Below are 25,890 nucleotides of genomic sequence, written 5' to 3' on the forward strand. Positions count from 1 at the left end.
GGCAGCAATACGCGATAAAACTGGAAAATACATGACCTGTTCAGTTAGGGTTCATATTTCAACGCTACATGTGCAATAAGCAGAATAACCGCAGATCAAGACAATATTGAGTAAGTCGGGAGAGGGAAACAACCTTTCCGCAAAAGCCATGCCGGGCTGGACCGAGGCGCAAAGCCGACATCGGCAGACAATGCCCGACACAGATTACCCCCTAAATCCGCAGTAAGAAATGTTGAAACGCTACTGGCCCACCTTGTTGTCCTATGCCGCATCGAGTGGCAGTCTGTTTGCAGCCAATGTGGCGCAGCTGCTGACTTTTGCCATTCTGGCACGGTATCTCGGATCACACGAGTTCGGGCTTTTCGTGACCGTCATGGCGATCACGGCCATAGCGAATTACATTTGCGGACTTGGCGGAGCCGAATGTCTCGTGCGGCGCGTGGCCCAAAACCGGGCCATCTATCCCGCCATGCTCGGGCACAATATCATCCTGATCGTCACAAGCGGCGTCGTGCTGGTGGTGATCGGCATGATCCTGCTGCCGTTCTGGCTTGAATCCGTCCCGGAATTCGCCAGCAATTATCTCGGCATGTTTTTCCTGCTCGTCACGAATATCGTGCTTGTCCGCGCCATTCTTCTCGTCGAACAGATCTATATCGCCCATACCGACTTCGTATCGGCCAACCTGTCGGTGGTCGGTTTTGCGGTGGCGCGCACGCTGGCCGCAGTCATTGCCTGCCTCGTCTTCGATATTTCAACCGTGGTGCAGTGGGCCTACTGGCAGTTCGGCTGCCATGTGCTGGTGCTGGCGATCTATGTGTGGTTTTTGCGCCGGCTCGGCGCGCCGCAATATCGAATCGTGCGCGAGGAAATCCGGCTCGGCATCATGTTCGCCTCGCAGTTCATTTTTCGCGCTATTCGCCAAAATGCCGACCTTCTCATCCTCGGCGCGCTTGTCGCACCCAGCATCGTCGGCAGCTATGGCGTAACCCGCCGTATCGTGGACAGCAGCATGCTGACCATCGAGGCTATGAACCGTCTCGTCTATCCGCGCCTGTCGCAAGCCAGCGCCAACGGCATTCACCACGCATTGCCGATCACGCTGCGTCTGCTCGGTGCTTCGCTTCTGATTGGAACGCTGACCTCGCTGGTCATCTTCATCGCCGCGCCCTATCTCCCTCTCCTGTTCGGTCAGGAATATACGACGCTGATCGCCTTCTGCCGCACCCTGTGCTGGATCACGATCTTTGTCGCTCTGTGGTCGATTGCAGTGGATTTGCTCGGAGCTGCCAGCCAGCACGCCTATCGCACGGCGGTGCTGAATGTCGGTAATATTCTGGGTGCGCCGCTTCTGGCGGCAGCCACATGGTACGCCCCGATCACCGGCACGTTCACCGCCATTTACTTTATTGAAATATGTATCGTGTTGGCTTCGTGGTGCTGCGTCTTCTATCTCGTCAAAAGAAGCCGCGAGGCTGCTGCAAGGAAAGAGGTTCAAGTTTAAGCCCGGTCCGCCCGGGCAGAGGGGCAGGGTATAGTGGGGTTCACATCTGTCGCGGATACAAGGACACACCGGGTCCGGTCCATGCGTGTCGACGACATACCAGCGGTGCGCGACCTGTTCAGACAGGTCTTCCGACCCGAAGCCACCTCGAACGACGAGAGTTTCGACCGCTATTTCCAGCAAGTTTTCTTCGAAAACCCCTATTACGATGCTGATCTGTGCAGCATCGTGCATGAGGACAGCAAGGGCGAGATCGACAGTACGCTTTGCGTGTTGCCCATCCCCTATCATGTCGACGGCAAGATCGTCATGGGAAGGCTGCTCTGCGCCTATATGATGCGCCCCGGCAGCTCACCACGCGGCGCGGCGGAACTGACGCTGACCTTGCGCTCCCGGCCCAATGATTTCTCCTTCAGCGACAGTGCAGCACCCGTCAGCACCCGCCATTTCAGCGCAGTCGGCGGCATCACGCTCGATACCCATGGCCTTGCCTGGACCCGGATTTTCCGCGCTGCCAGTTATGTGGCCCAGTTCGTCGCCGAACGCCGCGTCGCCTTGCGCGGCTGGCCTGCGGCAAAGGTCGGCCAGCTTCTGGACCCTCTCGTTCCGCTGCCCAAATTGCGCACTTTCACCAATGGCAAGCTGACGGTGCAGGACATTGAGCAAAGCGACGCCATCGGCCTGATCCGTCACTTCCTGCCGACCTATGACGCCTATCCGGCATGGACGGAACAGGACCTGCACTGGGTCTTGAACCTTGCCCGCGACAACCGCGCCGCCGGTGCGCTCCGTTCCTGCTCGGTTTCCGGCACGAGCGGCGAGCCGGTGGGTTTCTTCTGCTATTATGCCCGGCCAAACGGGATTGCCGAAGTGCTCAGCATTCTGGCGCCGAAAAACCGCGAGCAAGCCGTGGTCGAAGTCATGCTGTCCCACTTGCAGGAGGCCGGGCATATCGCGGCGCAAGGCCGTGCAGACCCGCACTTTCTCGGCGCACTGTCGCAGCAATCGGTGATGTTCTTCCGCCTGAAGGCCAATGTCTGTGTGGTGACCGCCAATCCAGATGTGCTGAACGCCCTCGACCACAACGATATCTTTGTCGGCGGACTCGCGGGAGAAAGCTGGAGCAGGCTTGTCACCGATTTCCAGTGAGGTTCTAGCTAGAGCAGTTCCAGCAAAAGTGCGAAGCGGTTTTGCGCAGGATAATGCGTAAAAACAAATAGATAGATCGGCTCCACGATTCCGTTTTAACCGGAAATGCTTAGTGGCTGAACCGGCGTTCGAGCAGGAAGAATGTCGTCGGCCCGTTGGCGCTGGCGCCGTTATCGAGACGAAACTCCACCATGCCCTCGCCGGTCGCAACGGGCGCATGAAGCTTGCCGTCAAGGCCGATGGCGGACAGTTTCCAGACCGATGCGGCGCCTGCAAGCCGGATATCGACGCGGTTGCGCAGCAGTGTAACGGGCAGACGCCCCCAATCCTCGATCACCTTTTGCGCGCTGTCGCGAAAACGCATATCCGTGTTGCGCGCATCGGTGGCAAAAATCACCAGCATCTTTTCGCTGGTCGCGAGGGGGTGTTCATCGAGCGCCGACACGGAAACGAGGCCGCGCTCTTCGGCATTGCCAAGTGTCACAACCCCGAGCGTCAGACTGTCCTTCAGATCGGCAAAGGCCAGCGCTTCGGTGCGGGGTGTCACCACCCGCATGCGGCTGCGGTCCCGTTCCAGAAGGAGTTCCCCGGTCGCGCTGGCGAAGATGCCACGATAGGGATCGGTCGGATTGTCCTGCGAAAGCAAGCCTGCCTGTTTCAAACGCCCCAGAACATTATCCAGCGCGACATTGCGATAATTGATCTCGATGCCCCGCGTTACGGTTTCCGGCCATTGCAGACCGGAGGCGAAAAGCCCGATACCGCCGATCAGCGCCAGCGGTTTCAGCCTTTCCGGCTCGCGCGCCTCAAGCGAATCTCCCAAGCTGGTTTCGCCCTGCATCATGAAGGGAACGGTAAAAGGCGCCGTTTTGACATCGCCGCGCCGGAACAACAGCGAGGCCAGCGTTTCCCCCGCCCGCGCCACAGGATCGACCGCAAATGTATAGGGAACAATGCGCTGGCGAAGCGGCTCCGCCTCGTCGAAACCGAGCGTGACCGGCCCCTGCCCGTGGCGGCAAATACCGTCCCAACCCTGTAAGGCAGCATAGGCCGGAAAGACCAGCCCGGCTTCGTAGCGATAGCGGTTCCAGAACAGATGTTCATATTCGGTAACAAAGAACGGACGCCCGATCCAGCGCCCCGCCGCAAGCTCGCTTACATAGAAAGCAGCCTCAGCGATAGAACTGTTCTGCTTCATCGTCGTTCCCGGTTCCATTGAGCCGGTCCAGTCGTGATAGGTATTGGCGCTGACCACTTGTTGCGGCATGCGCGACAGCGCGGTCTGGACCGTGAACCAGTTATTATAGGGTGCGATCAGCCCCTTATAACCCAGCGCCCGATAGGCAGCCTCGAAGCGCGCGGCCAGCGCCTGTTCCCGCTCGACGGCGAAAGCCTGAAAATCGTGCAGCCGCCGACCGCCGCCGGAGCGGCTTTGTGGCAGTTGCACCGTTCCCGCTTCAAGGCTTTCGCCAGCGGCAAGCCCGCCCCAGGCGCGCGACAATGCAGCCGTGCCGGTATAACGTTTTTTCAAAAACGCATTGAAAGCCGGAGCAAAACCTGGCCAAAACGGCCCGCTCGCTGGCCTGCCATGCAGGAAACTCGTGAATTCAATGCCATTCTCATTGAAGGGAACAATCAGCGCCAGCGCCGGATCGTGCAGCGGGGCCAGCCCCGTATAGGGATTGACCGTCGCATAGACTTCCTTTTGAAACCGCAGCCAGTGTTCGAAAGCGGTGTCGTCCACATAGATGCGGCGTTTCAGATTGCCTTCCGGCCCCCAGCGGTTGATATCCTTGCCGCCGAGCGCGCCGCTTTCCGCCGTCAGCCCGTCGATGGTCCAGTAGATGCCTTCGCGTTTCAACGCCGCCATCAGATAGCGGATGCGGTCCAGTGCCTGTGGGTCGAAGTTGAAGTCACCATCCCGACCCAGCATCAGATCGGTGTCGAGAAAATGCAGCCGCGCAATATTGTAGCCATGGAGGCGCAGCTGCCGCACATAGCGATCGATGAAGGCGTGGTCGATTTTCCCGGCTGACGGCAATCGCCAGGAGAGCGACGCACAAAACAGGCGCTGAGGCTCATCCGGCTTTGCAGCCCGGACCAGACGCCCGGCGGCATTGGCGACGATGCGACCTTGCTCATTGATCGCAGGGTTGGGCAGAAAGGACGAGAAGTCCAGCGGGCTGCCCGGTGCCATTTCCAGCCGGGTTTCGGTGACCGGCATCCACTCTTCCGCGCCAGCCGTTACCGGCCAGCACGCCAAAGCGCCGAGACCGGCAAGGCAGGTTAGAAAAGCGGCGCGCGGCTTTCTCATGTCGTCTCTTTGAGAGGCTCTTTCGATATTTCTTTCACAACCCGGCTTTCGATCCAGTCCTGCGGCTTTCGGCGCGACTGGAAGAAGCCGAGCGGCATTGCGGCTGCGTGAAAAATCCACGCAACAACCGCGTAGACGCCAAGCGAAACGCTGCGCTCGCGGATCGACATCAGCACGAAAGGCAACAGCGCGAAAACGAGGGCTGCGACAGGCCCCCAAGGCGTGACGAAACCCAGCAAAAGTGCGGCGAGCACCACCAGCCACCAGACATAGACAGCGCCCCAGAGCCGCAATTCCGGCAGTTCCTTTATAACGTTCTTCCAGTGCGGCTGCCCGACTGCCGCGCGCAGCACCTCGCCCGTGCCGCGCAGATATTTGCTTTTCCAGCGGCGTGTCAGAAGCTTGTAGGCATTCATCGAATAGCCGAAATGCTGCACGAATGGCCGGTCGAGACGGTGCAATTTCCAGCCATGGGTGCGCAGGCGCACGCCCGCGTCAAACTCCTCATGGCCATGCAGGTTGCGGTCGGAGAAATAGCCTGCCTGTTCGATTGCGGCACGACGGTAGAGCCCGCCGCCATTCATCCGGTCGATGTTACCAGCCTGCTTTTCGGGCGTATGCCTGCGGGCGCGCCGCTGAAATTCAAGGCTTTCCAGAATCTGGTCCACCACATGGCCGGTGACGCCACCGGCTTCGGGGTGGTCGGCCATATATTGCAGGGCTGCCGGAAAAAAATCCGGTTCGATGATCATGTCCCCGTCAATCAGGCCGACGAAAGGTTGCGTGGAATATTGAAAGCCCAGTTGCGGCCCCAGACCGCAGCTCGCCCGCGCAGGCGCTTCGATCTGCACCACACGCACCGGATAGGCGCTGGCAATCTCCACCGTGCGATCTGTCGAACCGCTATCGGAGACGATGACTTCGACCTGTTCGTCCGGCAAGGCTGCAAGCGCGCTTTCAATCGCGGCGGCGATGCGCTGTTCTTCATTCAAAGTCTTGATGATGATCGAAACTGACATTACCCCGCCTTGCCCGCTACCGGTTGGTTATCGACAGTCATCGCTTGAAGCACATACACTTCTTGGATGTTTTCCAGAGTTTCATAGTTCCGTTTAGTTTCAAATAAACTAAACACCGCTATGCCAATATCGAATCGGCAATGCATATTGGCGGATAAGCTTATCAACCGGCAAAACAAACAGATATTTCAAGGCTACTGATGTCGAATGCCAATTTTCAAATAGAAGTGCACAGTCGCGTTGATGATATATCCGAAGACTGGCCCGACGCAAATGACAGCAGCGGCAGCGCATTGTTCGTCTTTCAGTCGAAAACGTTTTTGCGCGCCTGGGAAGCGAGTTATGGCCAAGCCCGCAAGGCGCAGCTTTGTCTGGTCGAGGTGCGCGACCAGGACCGGCGCCCGGTCCTTTTTGTCCCCCTTTACATCCAGCAGCAACATGGCGCGCGCGTCCTCGCCTTCACCGATGACGGTGTGGCCGATTACAATGCGCCGATCCTTTTCGACCATGGGCAGACATGGGATGCCGCAAGTGCGGAGGCGCTGCTGCAATCCATTATCGCCGCTCTGCCGCCCTTCGACATAGCGGCTTTCGACAAGATGCCGGAAACCGTCGAGGGCCGCCCCAATCCGTTCTGGTATATTTCCAATCGCGATTGCGATGAGGCAACGCAATGGATCACGCTCGACCGGGCACAGCCCGATATCGAAGCATCGATCCGCGGCCTGCGCACCTTGAAAAAGCGCGCCAAGGCGCTGCGTCAGGCAGGCCGCTATCGCTTTCTCGTCACACGCACGCCGGAAGAACGCGCCACCATTCTCGACGCCATGTTGCGGCAGAAGCAGCGGCGCTTCGTGGAAACCCGCGTGCCGGGCTTCGACGCTCATCCCGAAAAGCGCCAGTTCTTCGAGCTGGTGACGGAACCGCTCGCCGCCCGCAACGCCCTGCATTTCTCCGCCCTGACCATGGACGACGAGGTGGTCGCCACCATGTGGAGCGTCACGCGCAACGGGCATTATTGTGCAATGATCACCACTTTCGAAGATGGTGTCTGGAACAAATATTCGCCTGGCAAGGTGCTGATCCTGCGCCTGATCGAAGCGCTGAAAACCGACAATTACGCCTGTTTCGATCTCGGCTTCGGCAATGAGCCGTGGAAGCAGGATTTCGCAGACCGCACGATCCCCTTGCGCGATTATGTTGCCGCCCGGACAGCGCGCGGGAAACTGTCTCTGGCAAGCCAGCAACTGTTACGATCGCTGCGCTCCACCCGTCTTTATCAGCGGCTTCGCCCGCTCAAATGGGAATTGCTGCGCCGGTTCTCGCGCTGAACGCTCAGCCCTCGCGCTTCGGCAGGCGCACCATGAAGGTGGAGCCTTCGCCAAGCTGCGAGCGGACGACGAGGCGTCCGCGATGGCGGGCCAGAATATGCTTGACGATGGCAAGCCCCAACCCGGTGCCCTTCTGCGCCCGGCTGGTTTCCACATCGATGCGGTAGAACCGCTCGGTCAGACGCGGCAGATGTTCGGCAGAGATGCCCGGCCCGAAATCCTGCACCGAAGCCACGACTTCCGGCGCGCTCCCGGTTTCATCCGTCTCCAGCTTGACGATGACTTTCTTGCCGCCCTGCCCATATTTGCAGGCATTTTCGACAAGGTTCTGGAACACCTGTATCAACTCGTCGCGGGCACCCGTGACCAGCACCGGACGATCCGGCAGATTGCGTTCGATGACCACATCCAGATTGGCGGCAAGCGGGGTCAGCGTGTCGGTGACATGGTTGATAACAGCCGTCAGGTCGACGCTTTCATTGACCGCCAGATGCGCCCGCATTTCCAGCCGGGACAGAGACAAGAGATCGTCAATCAGACGCGACATACGCTCGGCCTGCTTCTGCATGATATCGAGAAAGCGGTCGCGGGCGGCAACGTCATTGCGCGCCGGACCCTGCAAGGTTTCGATGAAACCGCGCAAGGAGGCGAGCGGCGTGCGCAATTCATGGCTGGCATTGGCGATAAAATCGGACCGCATGCGGTCGATGCGGCGCGTCTCGCTCTGATCGCGGAAGATGAGCACGAAGAGTTCCGGCCGCCCGTCCATATCCGGCAGCGCCTTGACCATGGCCTTGTACCAGCGGTCGATTGGCACACGCTCGAAATATTCAATGCTGCGGGGCTCGCCATCGGCAATAACGCCCTGAATGAGCGCATGCATTTCCGGGGCGCGGAAGCGCAGATAGAGCGCCGTTCCGCTTTCCAGCGATTGAAAGGCTTCAAGCGCCGCCGCATTGGCGAACAGCACCGTGCCGCCATGGTCGAAAACGATCATCGGATCAGTAAGCAGATCGGCCAGCCGCTCGCCGGAAACACCGGCCATTTCGCTGTGGTCTTCGTCCTTGACCGGAGCCGCTTCGGGTTCACCACTACCGACTTCATTCGCGACCCACACCGCCCCCAGCACCACCAGAGCCAGAAGCGCAGCCCGGAACCAGAATGGCAGTTCCAGAGCCATGACGCAGACCGCCAGAACCATGCTGACGATGAGAACGCCTTTTACCCTGCCTAGCGGCGCAAAAATCGACGATTCCTGAACCTGCGCCGTCTGGGCGGTCTTGGCATCCTCGGTATGGCGGTTGTCTTCACTCATTTTTGTCCCTCAGGCGTGCCGAAGATCTGCCCCAAAATCCACAGCGACGTCTTTACGCACCTTCTTATCTGCCCATATCATGGATTGATATAAACGAAAGGGAATTGCCGTGGGTGACAGTTCGAAGACAGCTAACAAAAAGAACGACAAGAAAAGCGATATCCCAGCCATTGATAAGCCGCTGAAGCTGAAAATCGGCGGCGAAACCCGCAAGTTCGATATCAACGATCCCAAGCTTCCCAACTGGATTGACGATCAGGCGCTGCAGTCCGGTGGCTATCCCTATTCATCCCGCATGAAGAGCGATGAATATGAGGCGACGCTCGAACGCCTGCAGATCGAGCTGGTCAAACTGCAATACTGGCTGCAATCGACCGGCGGACGCGTCATCAGCGTCTTTGAAGGGCGCGATGCGGCTGGCAAGGGCGGCACCATCTTCACCATCCGCGAATTCATGAACCCGCGTACCGCGCGCAACGTCGCCCTGCCAAAACCCACCCCCACCGAAAGCGGGCAATGGTATTTCCAGCGCTATGTGGCGCATTTCCCTACGGCGGGCGAATTCGTCACCTTCGACCGCTCCTGGTATAACCGGGCTGGCGTCGAAGCGGTGATGGGCTTCTGCACTCCTGCGCAGCTTGAAATCTTCCTCACCGAAACGCCCGATTTCGAACGGATGATCGTGACGGACGGCATTCACCTGTTCAAATTCTGGCTCGATATCGGGCAGGAAATGCAGCTGAAACGCTTTCACGAGCGCCGCCACAGCCCGCTCAAGAGCTGGAAATTCTCGCCGATGGATGTGGCCGGTATTTCGCGCTGGGATGATTATTCCGCAGCACTCCACACCATGCTGGAACGCACCGACAGCGGCTATGCACCATGGACCATCGTGCGCTCCAACGACAAGCGGCGCGCACGACTGGCCGCCATCCGGCGTATCCTTTTGACCCTCCCCTATGACGGACGAGACCTCGACGCCATCGGCCCGGAAGATCAGTCCATTATCGGGCGCGGTTCGGCATTCATCACGCAGTCGACGGCATCCAAGTAAAAAATACTCGGCCTGTGCGGCGTTTTCTCCCAAAGATGTGGTTTGCGCACCAGCTGCCACAGCGCCCGCCAGGCCGAGAGCGAAATCAGCACCCAATAAATCGGTATTCCCGGCAGATAGGCATAACCGCCGCGTTCTGTCGGCTCCATGGTTTTTGCGCCGAGCAGATAGAAGCTGAGATAGGCCAGCAGAATATTCACCACATCCAGTACCAGCAGCCAGAGACTGGCGGGCGTCAGCGGCTGCGCGAGCAGCTTTACGACCAGGACGATCAGCGTCACCAGCATGAACGGATGCAGCAGCGCCGAAGCAATAATGCCAAGCGTATAAATCTGGTTGATCGCAAAGCGCCAGCCGCCAAGCTGGTTCAAGGCCGTGTAAGGGTCGCGGGCATGCACCAGCCATGTCTGTATCCAGCCCTTGATCCAGCGCGTGCGCTGCTTGCGCCAGACGGCATAGTCCTCAGGCGCATCCTCGATGGTGCCTCGACTGATTATGCCGATACGGTAGCCATAGCGCGCCAGACGAATGCCAAGATCGGCATCTTCGGTCACGTTGAAAGCATCCCAGCCGCCGACCTCTTCGAGACAGGACCGGCGGAAATGATTGGACGTGCCGCCAAGCGGAATGACCAACCCCCGGCTGGCCAGCCATGGCAGAAGCCCGCGAAACAGCGCCGCATATTCAAAGGCGAACATGCGCGTCAAAAGATTATGCCGGAAATTGCCGATGATCAGCGGCGCCTGCACGCAGGCAAGCTGCCCGCCGTCGCGCCGGAAAGCCTGCCATGCCTCGCGTAACTGGTCGGGATGCGGGCGGTCCTCGGCGTCGAACACCGCAACAATCTCGCCGCGCACAAATTGCAATGCATAGTTCAGTGCATTCGGCTTGGTGCGCGGCCCGCCGGATGGCACAGGAATAACCTCAAAATTCGCAGGCAGAGTGTGGCGCTCTATCGCGGCGCGGGTTTCGACATCGTCTTCTTCGCAGACGAGCTTGATTTCCAGCTTGCTGCGTGGCCAGTGGATCCCGTTGAGCGCGGCAATCAGCTGGCCGATTACCTCTTTTTCCCGATAAAGCGGCACGAGCACGGAATAGACCGGCAACTCACTTTTCTTCAGCGGGAAGAGTTCCACAAAGCACAGACGCCCGCCGCTCGTCACCGCGAACAGCCGGATCAGCACGCAGCCGAAGAAGAACAGCGTCATCAGGACATGGATGGCAAGAAAAGTCTGGAGCGGCCAGTTGATGAGGGCGGCGATCAGCAGATAAAGCGCCATCGCAATGACGAAGGCTTGCCAACTATGCAAGACGCGGGCTGCCGAAAGGGTTTGCGGCGTCATCTGCCGCGCCCGTTCAATCAGCCGCGCGCGGTATCGCCGTCGCAAGATCTGCCTGAGAAGTGTAGGCGTGCAGATGCGGATACGCCTGCGCAGCGACGGATTTGCACGCACATGCTCAAGCAGGCTCCTGATCCGATGCTCCGCCGGCGCAATATAGAGATATGTCGTGCCATCCGGCCCGATGGTCGTGACCTGCGCGACATCGGTGAGCCGCAGCAAGCCCTCTTCATCCGACATGAACACGCGAGACGGCAATATTGCCTGCGTGAACTCCAGCCCCAACAAGTCTGCAATCGCTTCGAAAACCGCAATTTCCGTCATGCCGGGCTGCTGAACAAGTTCGGCGCAGAATGTGGTCCCGTTGCGCACGGCTTCGCCATAAGCCCTGATAAGCGAACATCGCGTAACTCCACGCCGCTGCAATCTGGCAGATATGGCGCCGCATATCTCCAGATCGAAGCCAATCGATCCGTTATTCATAACGCCCCCCGACGCTCGACAAATATAAATCAGATATATTTATTTTATTGATTTATAATAGTATAATATAACTATGAACTAATACCTTTCTCTTCGCTTTTTATTGAAATTTTAAATTAAAAACATATTATAAAAATGCAACCATTATTTTAAGCGCCAGTCACTATGCAACTCTTGCAAGTTGCGCGTTAACGCGAAATTATGCCGAAGCTGATAGGAAGCCTGCCCATGAAACGGTGTCTTTCAAGCTTGATGATTTTAGCTGGCGCGCTGGCGGCGAGCCCGACCGCGTTTGCGCAGACGGCACCGGCTGCTCCAGATTTCCTCAACCAGAGGGAACGCCTGCCCCTGCCTTCGCTGCAAAGGCTGACGCGGCTGCGTTTCATTACCACAGTGGATTTTCCGCCGTTCAACACGCTCAACAATCAGGGGCAGCTCTCCGGCTATAATGTCGATCTGGCCAAGGCGCTTTGCCGCCAGCTCAGCATCGAGGATATCTGCCAGATCGAAGCAGCCCCCTGGAACGAGCTGGAAGACCGTGTCATGAAAGGTGATGCGGAGGCGATTATCGGCGGCTGGCAACCCACCGAAGCGCGGAGGAAGGATTTCGTGTTTTCGCGCAGCTATATGCGCCTGCCCGCCCGCTTCGCGACGCAAAAGAGCAAGAGTTTTAACCAGCCCGCTTCGCTCGCAACACGCGGCAAATCGGTTGGCCTTGTTGCGGGTACCGCGCATGAGCAATTGCTCAAGAGCTATTTCCCACAGGCGCTGGCAAAACCCTATCCGGATCGCGCAGCCATGCTGGCCGACCTGAAAGGTGGCAAGCTCGATAGCGTGTTCGACGACGGCATGGCGCTGTCCTTCTGGCTCAATGATGCCGAAAGCGGCAATTGCTGCGCCCTCACCGATGGCCCCTATCTCGCGCCGCAATATCTGGGAACCGGCCTCAGCATCGCCGTGACGAGCGAGAACGCCGCCATCGCCAGCGCCATCAACAATGCGCTGCAAGCCTTGCAGCAAAAGGGCATCCTGACCGAGCTGTACCTGCGCTATTTCCCGACAAGCTTTTACTGAGCCCGGGTTGAATCAGCCGAATGACACTTTCCGGTCGGGCTACCGCCAGATGCACATTTCGAACGACGACATTTGCTGCACACGCGCCCCACAAGGGGGCCAAACATGCGTGCCATTTTGACGCAGAGTAAAGACTCAACGATTTCGGATTTCACAAATTTTTGAAACTTCCGACAGAACAATACTTACAGTAATAAAGTAAAAATGTTTACTATCAAGCACTTTTGGGAAATTTCAGCCGCCAGAAGGTCGATAAAGCGACCGATATCAAGCAGTTACGCGCCGCTTTTACCACAAAGATAAGTTTAAATACATCGATTTATTTTGACTTGAAGAAACAACCGCCTGATCCCTAATCTGTCATGGGGAGAAGGAGGATTTATACGATGTTTGATGGCGTTCCTGCACAATGGCACAAAACTCCGGAACAAACCAAACGCTCGCCGAATGAAGCGGCGTATGTCTTTCTGGGGATCATGCTGGCAGCATTGACCGTACCGGCGGCGTTTCTCGGCTGGGCACTGTTCCAGAGCATCGGCTCGCTGCTGCACTGAGCGGTTTTCGGGTCAGAACGCAATTCACCCGGCTTGAGGAGACCGGGGCTGCTGTGGCGTGATCTGTAAACCATTGGGGACATCCCGGTGAGGATGTTCGTGAAACAAGATTTTGAGCAAATGAAAAGCCCCGCCGGATAGCGGGGCTTTTGCTTTTTTGGTTTCAGGGCTAGCGGTCAGAGACCGCCGGCCGAGCCATTCGGCGCATCATGGGATGGCGTCTGCTCGATTGCATCATCCTCGTCCTCGGGCTTCTTCGGCGGCTTGCGCGCGATGATGCTGTAGAACATCGGGATGAAGAGCGTCGCAACGAAGGTTGCAACCAGCATGCCGCCGATAACGCCCGTACCGATGGAGTGACGGCTGGCCGAGCCTGCGCCCGAGCTGATTGCCAGCGGCACCACGCCGAGAATGAAGGCCAGCGAGGTCATCACGATCGGGCGGAAACGCAGGCGTGCCGCAGACAATGCCGCATCGAAGGCGGATTTGCCCGTCTCGCGTTCCAGCACTGCAAATTCCACGATCAGGATCGCATTCTTTGCCGCAAGACCGATGAGTGTCACCAGACCGATCTGGAAATAGACGTCATTGGTCAGTCCGCGCAGATGGGTGGCCAAAAGCGCGCCGAAGATCGCGAAAGGCACCGCCGTGATAACGGCAAGCGGCAGGCTCCAGCGCTCATACTGGGCAGCCAGGATGAGGAACACCATCAACAGACCGAAAATCATGGCCTGCGTGCCGGTGCCGCTGGTCGTGACTTCCTGATAGGCGGAACCCGTCCACGCGATCTGGAAGCCCTGCGGCAGCACTTCCGCCGCCACTTCCTGCATCGCCTTGATGGCGTCGCCCGAGGTGTAGCCCGGCGCCGGATTGCCGGTGACCTTTGCAGCGTTGAACGCGTTGAAACGTTCGAGCTGGTCGGGACCGACGATGCGCTTGACGGTCACAAGGGCGCTCAGCGGAATCATGCTGCCGGAGTCGGCGCGCACGAACACGTGTTTCAGATCGCTCGGATCGCGGCGGAACTCCGCCTCGGATTGCAGATTGACCTGATAGTTACGACCAAACAGCGTGAAGTCGTTGACATAGACACTGCCGAAGGTCGCCTGCATGGCGGTGAACACCGAGTTGATCGGCACGCCCATCGCCTTGGCCTTTTCGCGGTCAAGCTGGATGTCGTATTGCGGAACATTCGGATCGAATGTCGTGCGTACACCTGCAAGCTCGGGCCGCTTGGCGGCTGCATCAGTGAGCAGCTTCGTGGCATTGGTCAGCGATTCCACACCACCGCCGGTACGGTCCTGAACATAAAGTTCGAAACCGCCGGTCGTGCTGAGGCCGAGGATCGGCGGCGGGTTGAAGGCCAGCACAAGGCCGTCCTTGATCCCCGCATTCATGCCCATGATGGCGCCCGGCAGGTTGCGCGCGTCGAGATCCGGCGTCGTGCGTTCCTTCCAGTCCTTAAGCGTGATGAACATGGTACCGGCACTGGTCTTCAGACCGCCCGACAGGAGGTCGAAGCCAGACACCTCGAACACATTTTCCACAGCAGGATGCTTACGGATATTCGCGCTCGCCTGATTAAGCACCGCGGTCGTGCGTTCCAGCGAAGCAGCCGGGGGCAGAATGGCGACACTGAACAGGAAGCCCTGATCTTCATCCGGCAGGAGCGAACTTGGAACCTTCTGGAACAGCAAGTAGGTGCTGCCCAGAAGGCCTGCAAAGATCAAAAGGCCGATTGCGGCGCGCTTCAGGAAGAAACGAACGCCCGTCGCATAGCCTTCTGTCACCCGGTCGAAGAACCGATTGAAAATGCGGAAAGGCAGGATTGGCTCATGATGTCCCGGCTTCAGGATCAGAGCGCAAAGCGCCGGCGTCAGAGTCAGCGCCACAGTACCGGACAACACTACCGATATCGCGATGGTGACGGCAAACTGCTTGTACATTTCGCCGACAAGACCGCCCATGAAGGCAACCGGAATGAACACCGCGCAAAGCACGAGAACAATCGCGATGACCGGCCCCGTCACTTCGCCCATGGCCTTGATGGCGGCCTTGCGCGGCGAGAGCTTCTCGGTCGTCATGATACGTTCGACGTTTTCAAGCACCACGATGGCGTCGTCCACGACGATACCGATGGCAAGAACCAGACCGAACAGGGTCAGAAGGTTGATCGAGAAGCCCAGCACATACATGCCCGCAAATGTACCGATGATCGAGATCGGCACCGCGATAACGGGAATAAGCGTTGCGCGCCAGTTCTGCAGGAAGATGAACACCACGAGGACAACGAGGATAATAGCCTCGATGAAGGTGTGGATGACTTCCTCGACCGAAACCTTAATGAACTTGGTCGTGTCGAACGGGATGGAATAATTGATGCCCGCCGGGAAGCTGGCCTTCAGCTCCTCCATACGGTTCTGGATGAGTTCCATCGTGTTGAGCGCGTTGGCGCCCGGCTGCAGATAGATCGCAATCGGAACGGCGGGCGTTCCATTGAGATTACTATCGACGAGATAGCTTTCGGTGCCAAGTTCCACGCGCGCCACGTCTTTCAGACGCAGCGTCGCCGCATTGGGACTGGACCGCAGAATGATGTTTTCGAAGGCCTTTGTATCCGGCAGACGGCCCTGCGTCGTCGCCGTATAGGTGAACGGACCGGCCTGCGGATCAGGCTGATCGCCGAAGCGACCTGCCGCAAACTGCGCGTTCTGTTCCTGAATGGCGGTCTGAACGTCGGATGGCGTCAGATTATACTGCGCGAGCTTGTCCGGGCGCAGCCAGATACGCATCGAATAATCGATATTGCCGAGCAGCTGCACATCGCCCACACCCGACAGACGCTTCAGATCGTCAATGACGTTCAAAAGCGCATAGTTACCCACATAGGTACGGTCGTAGCGGCCTTCCTCGGCGAACATAGCGACCATGCCCAGAATAGAGGAGGAACGCTTGTTTACCGTCACGCCGAGACGCTGCACCTCCTGCGGCAACGTCGATGTCGCGCGCTGTACGCGGTTGTTGACATTGATCGTGGCCTGATCCGGATCCGTGCCCAGTGCAAAGGTCACGGTCAGCTGCATGGTGCCGCTGCCAAGGCTCGAGGACTGCATGTAAAGCATGTTCTCGACGCCATTGATTTGCTGTTCCAGCGGTGCGGCGACCGTCTGCATCACCGTTTCAGCACTGGCGCCAGGATAGGTTGCGCTGACCACCACTTGCGGCGGCGTCAGCTCCGGATATTGGGCGACTGGCAAAATGCGGATACAGATAAGACCCGCAAGCACAAGGATAATGGATATGACCGCCGCGAAAACTGGGCGATCTACGAAAAACTTGTTCATTTGTTGCCTGCCGCCTGTTCCTTGCCAGCTTCAGCCGGGGCCTGTTTTCCGTCCACCGCAGAAGCATCTGTCGGCGCAACCTTGCCACCCGGACGAGCTTTAATGACGCCTTCGGTCACAATGCGGTCGCCTTCCTTGAGGCCATCGGAAATCAGCCATTCGTCGGCGAGTTCACGCGCGACCGTGACCGGGCGCACTTCCACGACATCGTCCTTGTTCACGACATAGACGAATTGCAGCTGCGGACCCTGCATCAGGGCAGCCTTCGGGATCGTCACGGCGTCTTTCACCTGAATGCCGAGAATGACTGCGCGCACGAACTGACCGGGGATCAGGCGGCGATCCGGGTTCTGGACCACGGCGCGGGCGCCGAGCGTTCCGGTTTCCGTATCGAGCGACGACGAGGTGAAGTCGATCGTGCCTTCATGGTCATAAGCCTGTCCGTCACCGAACAGGATCTTGATCTTGAGACGGTCGGCATCCTCGCCCGTCGCGCCGCGTTCGGCGCGCAGCCGCTGGATTTCAGCGGCTTCCGTGTCGGTGAACGAGAAGTTCACATAGACCGGATCAAGCTGCGTGATCGAGGTCAAAAGGCTCGATGTCGCGTCGGTGCCGATAAGGCTGCCCTCGGACACCTGTTCCTGGCTGGTAATGCCGCTGATCGGCGCGGTCACCTTGGTATAGCTCAGATTGAGTTCGGCGGTGCGCAACTGCGCCTGCGCGGCTGCGACAGCGGCCTTGTTCAGATCGCGGGTCGCGAAGGCCGTATCGCGGACTGCCGTGCTCTGCACCTTCTGCTGAACCAGTTGTTCGGCGCGCTCGGCATCGCGGATGGACTGCTGATACTGCGCCTGCGCCTGCGCAACCTGAGCCTGCGCTTTTTCAAGCTCGGCCTGATAGGGCGCTGGATCGATTTCGAACAGCACTTCGCCGGCCTTCACCTCGGTGCCTTCGACGAAGTTGCGATGCAGGAGAATGCCGCCGACGCGGGCGCGAACCTGCACGTTACGATAGGCGCTGATGCGCGCTGCATATTCATAGGTAACGGGCACGTCGTGCGGTCTGATCGTCACGACAGAAACCTGCGCAGGCGGTGCGCCTGCGGGTGCCTGTGCAAAAACAGGCTGCCCTGCAAAAACAAGAAAAGCGGCTCCCGCCGCAAAAAGCCGGATAGAACGATGGATGGTCATGATGGGTGTTGCCCTTGCTGTCGCCCCGGTGGTGCCCATGAGGTGCGGCCAATTAAACATACATATCTGTTTGTAAACACGATTTGCGATGCTATAGTCAATAAGCTCAAAGGTAGATCACGAATGATTTATCCACGGTACAGCCGAAAAAGCAAGGAAATCCAGTCTTTTCCGGCAGATTGAGACAAATATGCGCCGAACCAAAGCCGAAGCCGCCGAAACGCGGGAAGCCATACTGATCGCTGCCGAGCAGATGTTTCTGGAACGCGGAGTTAATCAGTCATCGCTGATGGAAATCGCGTCCCATGCAGGCGTGACCCGTGGCGCGATCTATTTCCACTTTCACGACAAGCTGGACATATTTCAGGCCATCATCGGACAGGCGCGCTTTCCACAAGAAGAGATCATGCTGCAGGCGGCGAGCGTCAATCATCCGAACCCGCTCAATGTGCTCGAACAATCCATTGTTTCGGCGCTTGAACTGTTCGTGACGAATGAGCGCCAGCAGGTCATTTTCACCATCATCAACCAGCGCTGCGAATATGTGGGCGAAATGGCCCCGGTGGTGGAGCGCATCAAGGAAGCCCGCGACAATGTGCTGTCGCTTTTCACCGGACTTCTGGACGTTGCGGAACGGCGCGGCGAGCTGTCGCCGGAATGGACAGCCAGCACCGCGGCTCCGATCCTGCTCGCCATTGTCAGCGGACTGCTGAACGAATGGCTGCGCAGCGAAAAGAATTTCGATCTGGTGGCGGGCGGCAGCAGGGCTGTGAGGACACATATCCAGTCGCTTCGCCGGAACGACTGAGATCGGTCAGACGCGGTAAAGCTACGCTCCGGTTCTCAAAATTTGCATTTCCGCCAGCGCGGCCCGCATCCCCTGACACCGAGATCAGGCCATTATCCAGTGTTTGCTAAAGTTTTTCAGGAAGACTCGACAGCTTATTATTTTACGTTTACGTCAATGTAAGCCTTGCGAAGAAGTGGAAACTCGACCACATTATTCTGGAGGGAGCTGACCGGGAGGACGGGCCAGCTTGGGAGATGGGCGGATGACGTTCCGCTGGAAGACATTCCGAAAACTGTGAAATGGCTTTCGGATGCGATGTGCACGAACAAACGATCAGAGCGCCGGTCCGGTGATGGGATCGCAGGCGCTCCAGCTGCAACGGACGGAGCGATCCGGGGAGAAAAAATGGCGAAAAAAGCGACAGGGCAAAGTGCATCTGCAACCGAAACCGTCATGGCGCAGCAGGCCAAGCCTGCACCCGGACAGTTGAACCGCTACTGGCTGCAATCCTATCCGGCTGGCGTTCCGCATGAGTTCGAGCTGAACCGCGCCATGTCCATTGGTGACATGATCGCCACCGCCTGCCTTCAGTTTCCCGGCAATCCTGCCTTCACCTGCATGGGCAAGGACCTGACCTTTAAAGAGCTCGACGAGAATGCGCGGGCGCTCGCCGCATTCCTGCAATCGCGCGGACTGGTCAAGGGCGACCGTGTCGCCATCATGATGCCGAATGTGCTGCAATATCCCATCGCGATCGCCGCCGTCCTGCGCGCGGGCTTCGTCGTGGTGAATGTCAATCCGCTCTATACGCCGCGCGAATTGGAACACCAGCTCAATGATTCCGGCGCCAAGGCGCTGATCGTGCTGGAGAATTTCGCTGCGACCGTTGAAAAGACCCTGCCCGCCGTCAAGCTGTCGACCATCATCGTGGCCTCCATGGGCGATATGCTGGGGCTCAAGGGCCACATCGTCAACCTGGTGGTGCGCAAGGTTAAGAAGATGGTTCCGGCCTGGAACCTTCCCGGCCATGTCAGCTTCAAGGATGCTCTGGCGCAAGGCAGGTCGAAGTCGTTCAATCCGGTTCCCGTCGAAGGTTCGGACCTCGCCTTTCTGCAATATACCGGCGGCACGACCGGCATTTCCAAGGGGGCAATGCTCACCCACAGCAATATTCTCGCCAATGTCGAGCAGATGGAACTGTGGAATGAGGTGGCCTTCCGCATCAAGGGTAGGCCGAAAGCGCTAAACTTTGTCTGCGCGCTGCCGCTCTATCACATCTTCGCGCTGACCGTGAATGCGATTTACGGCATGAAACTTGGCGCGCGCAACATCCTGATCCCCAATCCGCGTGACATTCCGGGCTTCGTCAAGGAACTGAAGAAATATCCGTTCCATATCTTCCCCGGCCTCAACACGCTGTTCAACGGGCTGATGAACAATCCCGATTTCCAGACGCTGGATTTCAAGCCGATGATCCTGACGCTTGGCGGCGGCATGGCCGTGCAGCGCCCGGTGGCCGAACGCTGGCATGACATGACCGGTTGCCTGATCACCGAAGGCTATGGCCTGTCGGAAACCTCGCCGGTCGCCAGCGCCAACGCGCTGGACGCGACCGAATTCAGCGGCACCATCGGCCTGCCGATGCCTTCGACCGAAATTGCCATCCGCGACGATGACGGCAATGATCTTCCGCTCGGCGAAGTCGGCGAAATCTGCGTGCGCGGCCCGCAGGTCATGAAAGGCTACTGGAACCGTCCCGACGAAACCGCCCGCGCCATCATGCCGGACGGATTTTTCCGCACCGGCGACATGGGCTTCATGGACGAGCGCGGCTATACGAAGATTGTCGACCGCAAGAAGGACATGATCCTCGTCTCCGGCTTCAACGTCTATCCGAACGAGATCGAGGAAGTCGCAGCAGGCCATCCGAGCATTGTGGAATCAGCCGCCATCGGCGTTCCCAACGAGCATTCCGGCGAAGTGGTGAAGCTTTATGTGGTGCGCCGCGATCCGAACCTGACGGCAGACGAGGTCAAGGCCTTCTGTGCCGAACGGCTGACCAATTACAAGCGCCCGCGCGAAATCGAGTTCCGCGAAAGCCTGCCGAAGAGCAATGTGGGTAAAATCCTGCGCCGCGAATTGCGCGACTGATCGCAAAAATCAACAGCCGGGGTTTTCTCCCCGGCTTTTCTCTTTAGAGAGGTCCCGGGTAAAATGGAATCGGGCAACCGCTATCTATTTGTTTTTACGCATTAACCCACGCTAAAGCGCTACGCACTTTTGCTGGAAATGCTCTAGATCAGGCCGATGGCGGGGCAAGCGGCTGCACGATTTCCTGAAAAGGTGCGAGCGCCTCGCAGCGCCCGGCGAGTGTCGCCAGCGCCGGATATTTCGCGGCGTCGAAGAGATGCCCATGGGCCTCGCCAACAAACCGCAGCGCACAGGCAACCGCGATATCCGCGTGCCCGATATCGTTACCGAACCAGAACGGCGAACCGCGCGCGGAAAAGTCCTGCTCCAGAACGTCGAGCACACGCCCGATCTGTGTTTCGCACCGCTCCACCCAGACTGGTGACTGTTCCTTGCGCAAAAGCCCCTCATAGAGAAGGCTCACCGCCTTGTCGGCAAGACCCGTGGCCAGCGCGCAAATCTTTAACGCCTGACGCCGTTCAATGCCGTGACCAGCGATCAGCGGTTTTCCCGCCTCGGCAATCTCATCGAGATAATCGAGTATTGCCGCACTTTCGATCAGCACATCGCCATCGTCGAGCAACAAGGTCGGCACACGGCTGAGCGGATTATAATCCGCCAGTCGGTCACGGTCGCCAAATGTAGACCACGGCCAATGCTCGAATGGCAGGCCATACAGGCGCATGGCGATTGCAACACGTCGGACGAAGGGTGAATCATATTGGCCGATAAGGATCATGGACATAAGCTCGGATGAGGTTGTAATCCGGCCATGCTACCGCAGGACCCCGCTTCCGCAAGGGTCACTGCGATGAATTCTTCTGAACGAAAGATCAGAAAATGGAAAGCTTTACGGTGTGGCTTTCAGCAGTTGCGGCAGACCGGCAATGGACTGAAGCACCACATCGGCATGCGGTTCAAGCGCGTCACGCGGGCTGTTGCCCGACAGGACGCCGATGGCCAGTCCTGCATCCGCCGCATGCGCTGTTTCGAGGTCATGCAGATTATCGCCTACCATGGCGATTTCACGCGGCTGAAGCCCAAGCTTCTCTGCGAAATGCAGCAATGGATCGGGAAAGGGTTTTGGGCGCGCTGCCGTGTCATAGCCGATGATCACGTCAAAGAAGCCCTCGATGCCGAGCGCCCTGGCCGTCGCATGGGCGCCCGCCTCGGAATCATTCGTCGCAATGCCAAGCCGATAGCCCAAGGCGCGCAGCGCTTCCAGCGTTTCGCGCAGGCCTTCGATGGCGACCGCCGAACGCGCGCCCTCCGCCACCGCATAGCGGTCATATTCGCCGATCAGGCTGCGCCGGTCAGCGTCGTCCAGTTCCGGATGCCAGAGCGAGACGATGTCTTCCACCGTTCCCGCAGCAATCACCGAATTGGCGCGAAAACGCTTTGCCGTCCAGTCATAGCCACCGGCATCAAGCAGGGAGCGCGCATGCGGCTCGTCGCCCTTTCCCAAACGCTGGGCAGAACGCTGCGCCAGTGTCCACGAAACCGAAAACCATGTGCGGTCGAAATCGATCAGCGTGCCGTCCTTATCGAAAAGAACGGCACGGATGTTTTTCAGGCGGTCGGCAAAGGGCGTCGCACTCATGCTTCGAGTGCGCCCGCACGCTTCTTGACGGAAGACGGCTTGGCACCGAGCAGTTTCAGGAGATCGTCGCCACGGCGCACATAACGCAGCGAGCGGCGCGTCAGGATGCGACCGGCCTGCGGCGCGGTCATGACGATGTCGTGTTCCGGTTCGCCCGGCACGGTGACAATCGTGACGAGCTTCGCGCCTGCTTCCACCTGATCGCCCGGCTCGACATGGAAGAACACCATGCCGCCTTGCGGTGCGCGGATCATTTCCACATTCGAGAGCGGCGATACGATGCCCTTATAGTCGAGGTCGAGCTTGACGCTCTCGTCACGGATGACACCGCGATGCACGAGGAACTTATAAAGGCCTTCCGCATCGCCCTTGCCCATATCAGCATAAACATCGGTCAGGCCGCGGAATTCCACCGTGGTCACGGCGCGGCGCTTCATATCGCGCTTGTCTTTCGGCAGTTGCAGAACGGGATGCGCGCAGGCTTCCTCGAAGGCGGCATCCGCCGTCGTGTCCCATGCAAGAATCGCTGTGGAATTGAGCGCGACCGCCAGATCCTTCATGTCCTCCACGAATTCCTCCGCGATATAGACATAATTTTCGCTCTCGTCGTCGCAATGCAGGTCAAGCACGATATCGTTCGGCAATGCGAGCTTGAGAAGCGTCGCCTTGAGGCGCTTGGCCAAAGCTTCCGGCGCATCGGGACCGGGCAGTTCCGAGGTATCGAAATCCGGCAGCAGCGGGAATGCGCGATTGAAGTTCACCGCCGAGAACATCTCGAAACGGCCCTGATGCTGATAGGCCAGCCACTGGTTGGAACCCACCGGATTGGCCTGTGGCACCACGGTGATGTTGCCCAGAATGCGGCCTTCGTCGCCAGCCTTTTTCAGCATCGGGATGAGAAAATGAAGTGCGGCCTGACCCGGCAGCTCCGAACCATGCAGCGAGGATTGCAGATAGGCTGTCGGCGCATCGCCACCCTTGCCTGCAAAGCGCAGCACACGCAGTTCGATGGCATTGCCCGGTACGTCGCCCGCAAATTCGATGATCTCAGTCTTCATTTCACATCCCATTTCATTTTCATACGAATGAAGCCGGGTCTGGTACAACAAACCCGGCTCCACATCATTTCTATTACGCAGGATTATGCCGTCAAGCTTTGCGTCGTGCGTGCAGATGCGCGACAAGACCTTGCGTGGAGGCGTCGCGGGTGCCTGCCGTCTCCTTGCCGGAAACCACCGGCAGCAATTCGGTGGCCAGTTCCTTGCCGAGTTCCACGCCCCACTGATCGAAGGCATTGATGCCGAAAATCTGCGCTTCCACGAACACACGGTGTTCATAAAGCGCGACGAGGCGACCCAGCGCATAAGGATCGAGCTTGTCGTGCACCAGCGTCAGCGACGGGCGGTTACCGGAGAAAACACGGTGCGGCGCGATCCGCTCAACTTCACTTTCCGGCAGCTTCTTCGCCTGCAACTGGGCGCGGGCTTCATCGAGCGTGCGACCCTTCATAAGTGCTTCCGACTGCGCAAGGCAGTTGGCCAAAAGCATTTCATGCTGATGATCGAGTTCCGGTTCGTGCCCCTTGGCGGCCACGATGAATTCCAGCGGGATCGTATCGGTGCCCTGATGCAGAAGCTGGAAGAAAGCGTGCTGGCCGTTGGTGCCGGGCTCGCCCCAGACAACCGGACCGGTCGGGCCGGAAACCGGCTTGCCGTCCACAGTCACACTCTTGCCGTTCGATTCCATGTCGAGCTGCTGGAAATAGGCCGCAAGGCGCGAAAGGCGCTGATCGTAGGGGATGATCGCGCGGCTGCCATAGCCGCAAATCGCCCGGTGCCAGTAGCCGATCAGGCCGAGCCACAGGGGCAGGTTCTTGTCCATCGGCGCATCGCGGAAATGCACATCCATGGCATGGGCACCGGCGAGGAACTTGCGGAAATTTTCGGGACCGACAGCGATCATCACCGGCAGACCAATCGCCGACCATACCGAATAGCGACCGCCGACCCAGTCCCAGAAACCGAAGACGCGCTCTTCGGCAATGCCGAAGGCCGCAACCTTGTCGAGCGCCGTCGACACGGCAGCGAAATGCGCGCCGACCGCCGCCTCGCCCAGCGCATCGGCTATCCATTTGCGCGCCGTCTGCGCATTGGTCATGGTTTCGATGGTGGTGAAGGTCTTCGAGGCGATGATGATCAGCGTCGTCGCCGGATCGAGCGGAGCCAGCGTGTCGGCAATATGTGCGCCATCGATGTTGGACACGAAATGCGCGCGCGGACCATCGTGATAAGGCGCCAGCGCCAGCGTCGCCATGACCGGGCCGAGATCGGAACCGCCAATGCCGATATTGACGATATCGGTGATCTTCTTGCCCGTCGAACCCTTTAGCGCGCCGGAACGGATGCCGTCAGCAAAGGCCGCCATGCGATCCAGAACCTGCTTCACATCCGGCAGCACATTGTGGCCGTCAACGAGCACTTCCTTCGACGATGTGTCGCGCAAGGCCACATGCAGCACGGCGCGGTCTTCGGTATTGTTGATATGTTCGCCTGCGAACATGGCAGCGCGGCGGCCTTCCACGTCTGCGGCCAGCGCCAGCTCTTTCAGAAGCCCAATGGTCTCGTCATTGACACGACATTTCGACCAGTCGAACAAGAGATCGTCCAGCGACAGCGAATAACGCTCGAACCGGCCCGGATCGGATTGAAATGCCGCGCGCATGTCGTGCGGGGCTTTCTCCGTCCAGTGCTTTTTCAGCTTAGCGACCGTTGCTTCAAGCTTCGTCGCGTCTCTTGCCATGATGCTACTCCCGAATCAAATCGATTTAATTCCGCATATTAGGGCAGTTTAAGAAAGTTTGTGGCAATTAAATCACCGAAACTTCCTATTTGGATAGATTGCCATATACATCTTATCAATCAAATTACATTGATAGCAGCACGCGTTTGGAGCAAAGCATGGACCTGACAGGTGAAGAACGCATAGCAGCGCCAAGACAGGCGGTTTGGGATGCGCTGAACGACATCGAGACGCTGAAAGACTGCATTCCCGGCTGCGAGGATATCGAGCGTCTGTCGCCAACCGAAATCCGCGCCGCGCTGAAAGTCAATCTCGGCATTATCAAGGTCCGGTTCCATGGCGTGCTGGAACTGTCCAACATGAACCCGCCCGCCTCCTATACGATCTCCGGCCATGGCGAGGGCTCCATCGCCGGTTTCGCGCATGGCGTTACCGATGTGGCCTTGCAGGAAGACGGCGACGAAACCATCCTGTCTTACGCCATTCGCGGCGATGCGGGCGGCAAGATTGCCCAGCTCGGCACCAAGCTGCTCGGCTCGGTCGCGCGCAAGGTCGCCGACCGCTTCTTCGCCAATATTGCCGAAGCTGCATCCGAAGCCTCTGCGAAAACAGCATAATTTCAAACCATGGTTTCGTCCTAAAATGCGGTGCTTCGCGCCGCCTATTTCTTGACGTCTGGATTCATAAATTGACCAGATGATAAAAAATTTGACCTTCCGAGAAAATCTGTCATCCTACCCATAACCGGAGCAAGCGACATCAAGATCGCCGCCTGGACATGAGCGGCATTGCGCAAAGGGAACCCGCATGTCGCATGGAGCACCAAGGCGTCCGCAAGGG

The 25,890-nt window shown here is 58.4% G+C and carries 19 protein-coding genes; 9 read left to right on the forward strand and 10 right to left on the reverse strand.

Translation table 11 applies throughout. The annotated features are described in order from the left end of the window. Positions 1-229 precede the first annotated feature (229 nt). Positions 230-1,504 (forward strand): lipopolysaccharide biosynthesis protein, encoded by a 1,275-nt coding sequence (locus tag FIC94_RS06860; protein ID WP_180917925.1) that lies wholly within the window; start codon positions 230-232, stop codon positions 1,502-1,504. A gap of 81 nt (positions 1,505-1,585) precedes the next feature. Beyond that, positions 1,586-2,653, forward strand: a complete 1,068-nt coding sequence (locus FIC94_RS06865) for a hypothetical protein (RefSeq protein ID WP_140024386.1) — start codon at positions 1,586-1,588, stop codon at positions 2,651-2,653. Between the two features lie 109 nt (positions 2,654-2,762). Here FIC94_RS06865 and FIC94_RS06870 read toward each other — a convergent pair whose 3' ends face one another. Together FIC94_RS06870 and FIC94_RS06875 are read right to left on the reverse strand one after the other, a co-directional pair. Then, a complete protein-coding gene (locus FIC94_RS06870) occupies positions 2,763-4,967 on the reverse strand; it encodes a glycoside hydrolase (protein ID WP_235891963.1) in 2,205 nt (734 codons plus the stop codon). Continuing rightward, positions 4,964-5,986 carry a glycosyltransferase family 2 protein gene (locus FIC94_RS06875; RefSeq protein ID WP_140024387.1) on the reverse strand — a complete coding sequence of 341 codons (1,023 nt, stop codon included), beginning with the start codon at positions 5,984-5,986 and terminating at the stop codon, positions 4,964-4,966. Before FIC94_RS06875 ends, FIC94_RS06870 begins: the two co-directional genes overlap by 4 nt. A gap of 320 nt (positions 5,987-6,306) precedes the next feature. On the opposite strand from FIC94_RS06875, the gene FIC94_RS06880 reads away from it, so the two are divergent. Beyond that, complete coding sequence (locus FIC94_RS06880) at positions 6,307-7,317, forward strand: GNAT family N-acetyltransferase (protein WP_235891964.1); 1,011 nt, start codon at positions 6,307-6,309, stop codon at positions 7,315-7,317. A 4-nt stretch (positions 7,318-7,321) separates the two neighbouring features. On the opposite strand, the gene FIC94_RS06885 is transcribed toward FIC94_RS06880, so the two are convergent. Next, positions 7,322-8,632 carry an ATP-binding protein gene (locus FIC94_RS06885; protein ID WP_140024389.1) on the reverse strand — a complete coding sequence of 437 codons (1,311 nt, stop codon included), beginning with the start codon at positions 8,630-8,632 and terminating at the stop codon, positions 7,322-7,324. 109 nt (positions 8,633-8,741) lie between these two features. On the opposite strand from FIC94_RS06885, the gene ppk2 reads away from it, so the two are divergent. After that, positions 8,742-9,686, forward strand: a complete 945-nt coding sequence (ppk2, locus tag FIC94_RS06890; protein WP_109368334.1) for a polyphosphate kinase 2 — start codon at positions 8,742-8,744, stop codon at positions 9,684-9,686. Here ppk2 and FIC94_RS06895 read toward each other — a convergent pair. After that, positions 9,629-11,509 carry a glycosyltransferase gene (locus FIC94_RS06895; RefSeq protein ID WP_140024390.1) on the reverse strand — a complete coding sequence of 627 codons (1,881 nt, stop codon included), beginning with the start codon at positions 11,507-11,509 and terminating at the stop codon, positions 9,629-9,631. The two genes, ppk2 and FIC94_RS06895, sit on opposite strands and share 58 nt — an antisense overlap. A gap of 228 nt (positions 11,510-11,737) precedes the next feature. On the opposite strand from FIC94_RS06895, the gene FIC94_RS06900 reads away from it, so the two are divergent. Both FIC94_RS06900 and FIC94_RS22385 read left to right on the forward strand, forming a co-directional pair. Further along, positions 11,738-12,583 carry a transporter substrate-binding domain-containing protein gene (locus FIC94_RS06900; protein ID WP_140024391.1) on the forward strand — a complete coding sequence of 282 codons (846 nt, stop codon included), beginning with the start codon at positions 11,738-11,740 and terminating at the stop codon, positions 12,581-12,583. Between the two features lie 386 nt (positions 12,584-12,969). Further along, complete coding sequence (locus FIC94_RS22385) at positions 12,970-13,137, forward strand: hypothetical protein (RefSeq protein WP_167836049.1); 168 nt, start codon at positions 12,970-12,972, stop codon at positions 13,135-13,137. A 176-nt stretch (positions 13,138-13,313) separates the two neighbouring features. Here FIC94_RS22385 and FIC94_RS06905 read toward each other — a convergent pair whose 3' ends face one another. Both FIC94_RS06905 and FIC94_RS06910 read right to left on the reverse strand, forming a co-directional pair. After that, a complete protein-coding gene (locus tag FIC94_RS06905) occupies positions 13,314-16,481 on the reverse strand; it encodes an efflux RND transporter permease subunit (protein ID WP_140024392.1) in 3,168 nt (1,055 codons plus the stop codon). Next, on the reverse strand, positions 16,478-17,671 hold the full coding sequence (locus FIC94_RS06910) for an efflux RND transporter periplasmic adaptor subunit (protein ID WP_140024393.1): 1,194 nt from the start codon (positions 17,669-17,671) through the stop codon (positions 16,478-16,480). The genes FIC94_RS06905 and FIC94_RS06910 overlap by 4 nt, the downstream gene beginning before the upstream one ends. A 190-nt stretch (positions 17,672-17,861) precedes the next feature. Between FIC94_RS06910 and FIC94_RS06915 the strand changes: the two genes are divergently transcribed. Together FIC94_RS06915 and FIC94_RS06920 are read left to right on the forward strand one after the other, a co-directional pair. Next, positions 17,862-18,479 carry a TetR family transcriptional regulator gene (locus tag FIC94_RS06915; protein WP_109368329.1) on the forward strand — a complete coding sequence of 206 codons (618 nt, stop codon included), beginning with the start codon at positions 17,862-17,864 and terminating at the stop codon, positions 18,477-18,479. A gap of 387 nt (positions 18,480-18,866) precedes the next feature. Continuing rightward, on the forward strand, positions 18,867-20,612 hold the full coding sequence (locus tag FIC94_RS06920; RefSeq protein WP_140024394.1) for a long-chain fatty acid--CoA ligase: 1,746 nt from the start codon (positions 18,867-18,869) through the stop codon (positions 20,610-20,612). Between the two features lie 148 nt (positions 20,613-20,760). On the opposite strand, the gene FIC94_RS06925 is transcribed toward FIC94_RS06920, so the two are convergent. The 4 genes from FIC94_RS06925 to pgi all read right to left on the reverse strand — a co-directional run bounded on the left by FIC94_RS06925 (position 20,761) and on the right by pgi (position 25,050). Further along, complete coding sequence (locus FIC94_RS06925; protein ID WP_140024545.1) at positions 20,761-21,390, reverse strand: glutathione S-transferase family protein; 630 nt, start codon at positions 21,388-21,390, stop codon at positions 20,761-20,763. Between the two features lie 111 nt (positions 21,391-21,501). Further along, entirely contained in the window at positions 21,502-22,251 is a 750-nt protein-coding gene (locus FIC94_RS06930) for an HAD family hydrolase (protein ID WP_140024395.1), read from the reverse strand. Beyond that, complete coding sequence (locus FIC94_RS06935; protein WP_140024396.1) at positions 22,248-23,309, reverse strand: succinylglutamate desuccinylase/aspartoacylase family protein; 1,062 nt, start codon at positions 23,307-23,309, stop codon at positions 22,248-22,250. Before FIC94_RS06935 ends, FIC94_RS06930 begins: the two co-directional genes overlap by 4 nt. Before the next feature lie 91 nt (positions 23,310-23,400). Further along, a complete protein-coding gene (pgi, locus tag FIC94_RS06940) occupies positions 23,401-25,050 on the reverse strand; it encodes a glucose-6-phosphate isomerase (RefSeq protein ID WP_109368325.1) in 1,650 nt (549 codons plus the stop codon). A 158-nt stretch (positions 25,051-25,208) separates the two neighbouring features. Here pgi and FIC94_RS06945 point away from each other — a divergent pair, with 158 nt between their 5' ends. After that, on the forward strand, positions 25,209-25,667 hold the full coding sequence (locus FIC94_RS06945; protein WP_140024397.1) for an SRPBCC family protein: 459 nt from the start codon (positions 25,209-25,211) through the stop codon (positions 25,665-25,667). Positions 25,668-25,890 lie beyond the last annotated feature (223 nt).

This window comes from Ochrobactrum teleogrylli, assembly GCF_006376685.1.
Lineage (GTDB): Bacteria > Pseudomonadota > Alphaproteobacteria > Rhizobiales > Rhizobiaceae > Brucella > Brucella teleogrylli.